This is a genomic window from Achromobacter sp. SIMBA_011 (assembly GCF_046535435.1).
GTDB classification, from domain to species: Bacteria; Pseudomonadota; Gammaproteobacteria; order Burkholderiales; family Burkholderiaceae_B; genus Achromobacter; species Achromobacter dolens.
Map to the genome: position 1 here is coordinate 1 of NZ_JAWRWN010000307.1, position 280 is coordinate 280.

Here is a 280-nt window from a genome sequence, read left to right on the forward strand (position 1 = left end):
TGACGGGGGAGGATGCTGTCGAATTCATCGACAAGTGGGCTGAGACGTTCAGCGTCCAGGTGCGGGATTTTCCGTATCGACGCTATTTCCGGCCAGAAGGTCAGGAAATGTTGTCGGGGTTCCTCGGCTTGTTTTCGAAGCGGTATCGCCGGCCGGCTGTCGTTCCGTTGACGCTCGGGATGCTCGCTGAGGCAATGCAGTACGGACGGTGGGATACGTCGGTGATCGAGGCTGCGGCTGCCCGAGGGGGCGGATGAGAGAGAGGGATGCGCGGTTGAAT

General features: G+C 60.4%; 1 protein-coding gene. It reads left to right on the forward strand.

Translation table 11 applies throughout. The features are described from left to right. The coding region (locus SB816_RS31080; RefSeq protein WP_410548126.1) for a DUF1493 family protein at window positions 1-257 on the forward strand (257 nt) is incomplete at its 5' end. Window positions 258-280 lie beyond the last annotated feature (23 nt).